Here is a 6,619-nt window from a genome sequence, read left to right as displayed (position 1 = left end):
GGCCGCAGGCGCCGCCGCCGTCGGTGCCGTGGCGCTCGGCGCCGCCACGGCCGCCTTCGCCGCCACCCCCGCGCAGGCCGCCGAGCGGGCCGGCACGAGCGATGCCCGGGCCGCGGCGCACCAGCAGATCCCGGACGCGCAGCAGTTCCAGTGCTTCAGCAACATCGTGGAGCGCGAGAGCGGCTGGAACCCGCAGGCCACCAACGCCTCCTCCGGCGCATACGGCCTGGTCCAGGCGCTGCCCGCCTCGAAGATGTCCTCGGCCGGCGCGGACTGGAAGACCAACCCCGCCACCCAGGTCAAGTGGGGCCTGAACTACATGAACGAGCGCTACGGCAGCCCCTGCGGCGCCTGGTCGTTCTGGCAGTCCCACAACTGGTACTGAGCGCGAGCGGCTCCCCCTGACGCCGCTTCTCCCTCTCCCCCCGACGGCGCGACCGGGTCCTAGACCCCGGTCGCGCCGTCGAGGCGTTCGCGGAGCAGGTCCGCATGGCCGTTGTGCCGGGCGTACTCGGCGATGAGGTGCACCAGGATGCGGCGGAGCGCAACCGGCTGACCGCTCGCCGCATGGGTGCCGGTCGCGTCCAGCGAGGGCGCGGCGGCGACGAGCTTGCGGGAGTGCGCGCACTCGGCGCGCCAGAACGCGAGCTCCTCCTCGACGTCCCCCTCCAGCATCTCGAAGTCCTGGTCGGGATGGTCGTCGGAGTAGTACGGGAAGTCGTCCCGCTCGCCCGCGAACTGCACGCGCAGCCACCAGTGCTCGACGCCGGCGAGGTGGCGGATCAGGCCGTGCAGGCTCAGCCCGGACGGCGGGACGCTCTTCTCGGAGAGGCGCTCGGGCTCCACCCCGGCGCACTTCAGCTCGAAGGTCCTGCGGTGCCAGTCCAGGAACGAGGTGAGAATCTCGCGCTCGTCACCGACGAGGGGCGGAGCCGGGCGCTCGTCCTGCCCCGCCCAGACCGGCGGGAGGTTCTCCGGGGGAATGGCGGGCTGCCCCGCCGCGGCTGTGTGCTCTGGTTCCGTCGGTTGTGTCGTCATGGCAGGAGTTTGACGCCCTTCCGCTCCCGAAGGAGGGAATTCCTGGCTCAGGCTGCCTCCGGGAGCAGCGCTCCCAGAGGTCTTACGCCCTCGGCACCAGCCGGGTTGAGACCAGCCCGGACCAGCATCACGCGTGCGGAGTTTTTGTCCCGGGGGGATGCGACTCCGCACGCGGTGCAGGTGTAGGTACGTTCCGAAAGAGGAAGTGCGTGCTTGGTTCTCGCTCCGCACGATGCGCAGTCCGTGGTGGTGTGCGCGGGATTCACGAGGCGAATGTCCCGCGCGTGCTTGTGGCCCATCTCGATCAGGGCCGCTTTCGTGGCACCGATCGCCGCGTCGGCCGCTTTGCGGGCCATGGTCGACTTCGCCAGAAACCGCGGCCGGAAATTCTCCACGGCGATGGCGTCGTGGTCGGTCACCACGCGCTTCGCCCACTTGCGGGCGGTGTCCTGCCGCTGTCGGGCGACCTTCTTGCGCAGCTTCGCGGTCTGCCGCTGCGCTCTTCGGTAGCCCTTGGACGCAGACTGTCCACGGGTGGGCTTACGGCGGGCCATCATCCGCTGGTAGTGGGAGAGGCGCTGTGCCGCAGCCTTTCCGTGCTGGGCGTGCGGCAGGTCGTGGGCGTCCGATGTGGTGGTGCCGGTCTCCTTGACGCCCCAGTCCACGCCGAGGACGGCGCCGGTCGCGGGGAGCGGCTGCGTCTGGACTGCGACGACGAACGATGCGTACCAGTGACCCAGGCTGTCCCGGTACACCCGCACCGACGAGGGAGCCGACGGCAACTCACGCGACCACACCACGGTCAGAACGAAGCCGCCCGCCAGGTACAGACGGCCATCCTTCAACCGGAAGCCCCGGGTGGTGTAGTTCAAGGTCGGGAGCGCTTCCCGCTTCTTCCTCGGCTTGGGCATCCCCGCGCGCTGCCGCATCGGCAGGCGCTTGTCGATGTCCTTGAGAGCCTTGGACCGGGCCTTGGCGAAGTCCCGGATGGTCTGCTGCTGCGGCGCCGACGCGCCCTCGCGAAGCCACGACGTCTTGGCGCGGGCCTCGGTCAGCATCTTGTCGAGCTGCGCCGGACCGCAGGTCAGCTTATCTCCGGGGTGCGCCCGGTTGTGGGCGTACACCTGCCGGGACTTGGCGACGCATTCGTTCCACACCCAGCGGCACCGGTTCCACTCTGCGAGCAGTGCTGTACGGGCGGTCGACGACACGCGAAGCCGGTAGGTGTACCGGGCGCACCCGGCATTGCCCGAACCCGTCTGCGGTGTCGTCATGACACCATTCTGACACTACCTTTGAGGTCATGGACCATGAAGCACGCATCACGCTCCGCCTGCCCGCCGACCTTCACGAATGGCTGGCCGCCGAGGCCAAGCGCGCCCACAGGTCGCTCAACTCCGAGATCGTCCACCGACTTGAGGCCGGGCGCGGCGATGTCCCGGCAGACGACGAATCACCCTGACGGCGATTCGCCTTTCCTTGCCCTCTGCTCCGGGGGTCGATTCCTCCCTGACCTTGGGAGGCCGAGGCATCCTCGGGGATCTCCGGTGGCCGACGCCACTGACAACGGCCGCCGGTCACCGTGAAGCGGCAGGTCTCGCGCCATCGCCGGCCGCCCCTCACAGCCGTTGGATGATCGTCCCGGTCGCCAGTGCGCCGCCCGCGCACATCGTGATCAGGGCGAATTCCTTGTCTGCGCGCTCCAGTTCGTGCAGTGCGGTGGTGATGAGCCGGGCCCCGGTCGCGCCCACCGGGTGGCCGAGGGCGATGGCTCCGCCGTTGACGTTCACCTTCTCCAGGTCCTGCTCGAAGACCTGCGCCCAGGACAGGACGACGGACGCGAACGCCTCGTTGATCTCGACGAGATCGATGTCCTTGAGGGACATACCGGCCTTGCCCAGGACGGCCCGTGTGGCGTCGACCGGGCCGTCCAGGTGGAAGTGCGGATCGGCGCCGACCAGCGCCTGGGCGACGATGCGCGCCCGCGGCTTCAGCTTGAGCGCCCGCGCCATCCGCTTGGACGCCCACATCACGGCGGCGGCCCCGTCGGAGATCTGCGAGGAGTTGCCCGCCGTGTGGACGGCCGTGGGCATGACGGGCTTGAGCCCGGCGAGCGCCGCCATGCTCGTGTCGCGCAGCCCTTCGTCGTGGTCGACCAGCCGCCACATGCCCTGCCCGGCCGCCTGCTCCTCCTCGGTGGTGGGCACCTGGACCGCGTACGTCTCGCGTTTGAAGCGCTCCTCGGCCCATGCCTGCGCGGCCCGCTCCTGGGAGATCAGGCCCAGCGCGTCGACGTTCTCCCGGGTCAGGCCGCGCTTACGGGCGATGCGTTCGGCCGCCTCGAACTGGTTGGGCAGATCGACGTGCCACTCGTCGGGGAAGGGCTTGCCGGGGCCGTGCTTGGAGCCGCTGCCGAGCGGGACCCGGGACATCGCCTCGACGCCGCAGCCGATGCCCACGTCGATGACCCCGGCCGCGATCATGTTGGCGACCATGTGGTTGGCCTGCTGGGAGGAGCCGCACTGGCTGTCCACGGTGGTCGCGGCGGTCTCGTACGGCAGACCCACGGCCAGCCAGGCGTTCCGGGCCGGGTTCATGGACTGCTCGCCTGCATGGGTGACCGTCCCGCCGACGATCTGCTCGACGCAGTCCGGCTGTATCGCCGTTCTCGCCAGGAGTTCGCGGTACGTCTCGCCCAGCAAGTAGGCGGGGTGGAGATTGGCGAGCGCGCCCCCGCGCTTGCCGATCGGCGTGCGGACGGCTTCGACGATGACGGGTTCAGCGGCCATGACTCGTCCTCTCCTGGCTGTCCGGGCGGTCCGACACCCGGGCAGAACTAGTACGCGTTCTAGTTCCGCGCCCAGTCTCACGAGCCACACGCGCCCGCGCAAGAGTGCTGCGTCGGCCGCACCCGCAACCATTTCCCGCGTGAGCCTTGCCACTTGTAGAACTCGTTACTACCTTCGCGACAGATTCTGATGGCTCGTCAGGACGAGCTCGTCGGAACAAGCAGGCAAGCCGGACACAACCCGGACCTGGAGTCGCCGATGCCTTGTCCCGCGCTGCCCGACGGGTTCGACTTCACCGATCCCGACGTCTACCAGGAACGCGTACCCCTCCCCGAGTTCGCCCGACTGCGGCGGACCGCGCCCGTGTGGTGGAACGCCCAGCCGCACAACCTCGCGGGCTTCGAGGACGACGGCTACTGGGTGGTGACCCGGCACGCGGACGTCAAGGAGGTCTCCACCCGGCCGGACGTCTTCTCGACGAACCGCAACACCGCGATCATCCGCTTCAACGAGTCGATGACCCGCGACCAGATCGACGTCCAGAAGCTCATCATGATCAACATGGACCCGCCCGAGCACACCCGGGTCCGCCAGATCGTCCAGCGCGGCTTCACTCCCCGCTCCATCCGCGCCCTGGAGGACGCGCTGCGCGAGCGCGCCACCCGGATCGTCGCGGAGGCGAAGAAGAACGGCCGCGGCGACTTCGTCACCGACATCGCCTGCGAGCTGCCCCTCCAGGCCATCGCCGAGCTGATCGGCATCCCTCAGGAGGACCGGTCCCGCATCTTCGACTGGTCGAACAAGATGATCGCGTACGACGACCCCGAGCTGGCGATCACCGAAGAGGTCGGCACCAACGCGGCGATGGAGCTCATCTCGTACGCCATGAACCTCGCGGCGGCGCGCAAGGAGTGCCCGGCGCAGGACATCGTCAGCCGGCTGGTGGCCGCGGAGGACGAGGGCAATCTCGGCAGCGACGAGTTCGGCTTCTTCGTGCTGCTGCTGGCCGTGGCCGGCAACGAGACCACCCGCAACGCGATCACGCACGGCATGCATGCCTTCCTCACCCACCCCGAGCAGTGGGAGCTGTACAAGAGGGAGCGGCCGGCCACCGCGGCCGAGGAGATCGTGCGCTGGGCGACCCCGGTGGTCTCCTTCCAGCGCACCGCCACCCGCGACACCGAGCTGGGCGGCGCGGACATCAAGGAGGGCCAGCGGGTCGGCATCTTCTACGCGTCGGCCAACAACGACCCCGAGGTGTTCGACCGGCCCGAGGTCTTCGACATCACCCGCGACCCCAATCCGCACCTGGGCTTCGGTGGCGGCGGCCCGCACTTCTGCCTCGGCAAGTCCCTCGCGGTCCTGGAGATCGACCTGATCTTCCGCGCCATCGCCGACACCCTGCCGGACATTGCGCTGACCGGTGACCCGCGGCGGCTGCGCTCGGCATGGCTCAACGGGGTGAAGGAGCTACGGGTCAGTTACGGGTGACTCCCGCACCCTGCGCGTACGAGCAACTCCCGTCCCCTGTAAGGGCGGTGGCCGCCGGATCCCGGCAGCCACCGCCCTTCCTTTTGGCGGAAAACCGTCTGCCGCGCAACCTTGCCAACACCTACTGGCGCACTTACATTCAACTCAACTCGCCAGTAACACCGGCGGTAACACCAGGCTCGCGGCTCGACCCGCCGCACTCGCCTTTCTCCCCACGCGCCTCGCTCTTCGCTCCCCCCACTCATCGATCACGCACGCATCGAAGGGGATATATGCCATGAAAGACGCACACGGCAGACCGGTCACGGGACGCGTCAGCGCACGGAAGTTCGCCGTGCTCGCCGTCCCGGCCTTCGCGGGCACGGCGGCCCTGGCCATCGCCCTGGCCAACGGGGCGCTGGCGGCGTCCTTCGCCGTATCGGGCCAGCAGTTCAAGGTCTCGGCGAGCAGCCTCGACGGGGACGGCTTCGCGCAGTACGGCGGCGTGGACACGAACGCCCGCGGCGAGCTGCTGCCGGTCGCGGTGACCGCCATCAAGAAGGCGGAACTGAACAACCTCTGCCAGTCGGTGGTCACCGAGCTGCCCGTACTGGGCAACATCTCGCTCAACCTGACCGCGGGCAAGGGCGGCAAGCCCGTCGAGGCCGAGAACCTCTACGTGGACGCCACCCAGCTCTCCGGAAACGCGTCGTTCAACAACATCGAGATCGGCCGGGACGCCTCGACGCTGGACAAGGGGCCGGCCGACGCGCAGGGCATGCAGGACGCGTTCGCGCAGCAGGCCGACGACGTGCACATCACCGACCTGAAGCAGACCGCGTGGGCGACCAACGCGGGCACCTTCAAGCTCTCCGGCCTGAGCATGAAGATCAGCAAGGGTAAGAAGGAATGCTTCTGACCCGGCGACCCGCGGCCCGGCGACCGACGGCCCGGCGACCGGCCGACGACCCGGCACGCCCGCGGTCCGCCTGGTGGCGCTGGCGCAAGGGCCGCCCCTTCTGGGGCGGGCTGGCCACGGTCCTGGCGGGCGCCGAGATCTGCGTGCTCCCGCTCGCCCCGCTGAAAATCATGCTCCAGCAGGGCATCGCCGGCATCCCGTCCGTGCTGCTCGGGCTGGTGATGATCGTGCTGGGCCTGGCCGCCTGGGTCGCGCCGCAGTACCGCGGGCTGGCAGGCGTACTGACCGTCCTGCTGGCGGCCGCCGCGCTGGTCATGTCCAACCTCGGCGGCTTCCTGATCGGCACTGTGCTCGGCATCCTCGGCGGCGCCCTGATGTTCGCGTGGCAGCCCCTGCCGGCCGC

General features: G+C 69.4%; 8 protein-coding genes. 5 read left to right on the top strand and 3 right to left on the bottom strand.

What is annotated here, in order from left to right; genetic code table 11:
* Window positions 1-28: 28 nt before the first annotated feature.
* Entirely contained in the window at window positions 29-385 is a 357-nt protein-coding gene (locus CCS38_RS01300; protein ID WP_223731314.1) for an aggregation-promoting factor C-terminal-like domain-containing protein, read from the top strand.
* A gap of 59 nt (window positions 386-444) precedes the next feature.
* Here the strand turns inward: CCS38_RS01300 and CCS38_RS01295 are convergent, their stop codons facing one another.
* Both CCS38_RS01295 and CCS38_RS01290 read right to left on the bottom strand, forming a co-directional pair.
* Window positions 445-1,038: a DinB family protein gene (locus CCS38_RS01295; RefSeq protein WP_223731313.1), complete on the bottom strand. Its 594-nt coding sequence runs from the start codon at window positions 1,036-1,038 to the stop codon at window positions 445-447.
* 47 nt (window positions 1,039-1,085) lie between these two features.
* Complete coding sequence (locus CCS38_RS01290; RefSeq protein ID WP_223731312.1) at window positions 1,086-2,312, bottom strand: RNA-guided endonuclease InsQ/TnpB family protein; 1,227 nt, start codon at window positions 2,310-2,312, stop codon at window positions 1,086-1,088.
* A gap of 29 nt (window positions 2,313-2,341) precedes the next feature.
* Between CCS38_RS01290 and CCS38_RS01285 the strand changes: the two genes are divergently transcribed.
* The gene (locus tag CCS38_RS01285; protein WP_223731311.1) at window positions 2,342-2,500 is read left to right on the top strand and encodes an Arc family DNA-binding protein; all 159 of its coding nucleotides are present in this window, start codon (window positions 2,342-2,344) and stop codon (window positions 2,498-2,500) included.
* A gap of 157 nt (window positions 2,501-2,657) precedes the next feature.
* On the opposite strand, the gene CCS38_RS01280 is transcribed toward CCS38_RS01285, so the two are convergent.
* Window positions 2,658-3,827 (bottom strand): steroid 3-ketoacyl-CoA thiolase, encoded by a 1,170-nt coding sequence (locus CCS38_RS01280; protein WP_223731310.1) that lies wholly within the window; start codon window positions 3,825-3,827, stop codon window positions 2,658-2,660.
* A 258-nt stretch (window positions 3,828-4,085) separates the two neighbouring features.
* Here CCS38_RS01280 and CCS38_RS01275 point away from each other — a divergent pair, with 258 nt between their 5' ends.
* From CCS38_RS01275 to CCS38_RS01265, 3 genes are all read left to right on the top strand, one after another.
* Entirely contained in the window at window positions 4,086-5,318 is a 1,233-nt protein-coding gene (locus tag CCS38_RS01275) for a cytochrome P450 (RefSeq protein ID WP_223731309.1), read from the top strand.
* A gap of 277 nt (window positions 5,319-5,595) precedes the next feature.
* Window positions 5,596-6,216 carry a DUF6230 family protein gene (locus CCS38_RS01270; protein ID WP_223731308.1) on the top strand — a complete coding sequence of 207 codons (621 nt, stop codon included), beginning with the start codon at window positions 5,596-5,598 and terminating at the stop codon, window positions 6,214-6,216.
* Window positions 6,207-6,619 (top strand): DUF6114 domain-containing protein (locus CCS38_RS01265; protein ID WP_223731307.1); only part of this gene is annotated, 413 nt, incomplete at its 3' end. The genes CCS38_RS01270 and CCS38_RS01265, both read left to right, overlap by 10 nt.

Origin of the sequence: Streptomyces purpurogeneiscleroticus (assembly GCF_020024005.1) — a bacterium.
Classification (GTDB): Bacteria; Actinomycetota; Actinomycetes; order Streptomycetales; family Streptomycetaceae; genus Streptomyces; species Streptomyces purpurogeneiscleroticus.
Note: the sequence above shows the minus strand (reverse complement) of the source record. Positions and strands in the feature narration are given on the sequence as shown.

Bases quoted from the DNA above. Each gene is read 5' to 3' on its own strand.
- CCS38_RS01295 (WP_223731313.1), bottom strand. From the start codon at position 1,038: ATGACGACACAACCGACGGAACCAGAGCACACAGCCGCGGCGGGGCAG.
- CCS38_RS01290 (WP_223731312.1), bottom strand. From the start codon at position 2,312: ATGACGACACCGCAGACGGGTTCGGGCAATGCCGGGTGCGCCCGGTAC.
- CCS38_RS01285 (WP_223731311.1), top strand. From the start codon at position 2,342: ATGGACCATGAAGCACGCATCACGCTCCGCCTGCCCGCCGACCTTCAC.
- CCS38_RS01280 (WP_223731310.1), bottom strand. From the start codon at position 3,827: ATGGCCGCTGAACCCGTCATCGTCGAAGCCGTCCGCACGCCGATCGGC.
- CCS38_RS01275 (WP_223731309.1), top strand. From the start codon at position 4,086: ATGCCTTGTCCCGCGCTGCCCGACGGGTTCGACTTCACCGATCCCGAC.
- CCS38_RS01270 (WP_223731308.1), top strand. From the start codon at position 5,596: ATGAAAGACGCACACGGCAGACCGGTCACGGGACGCGTCAGCGCACGG.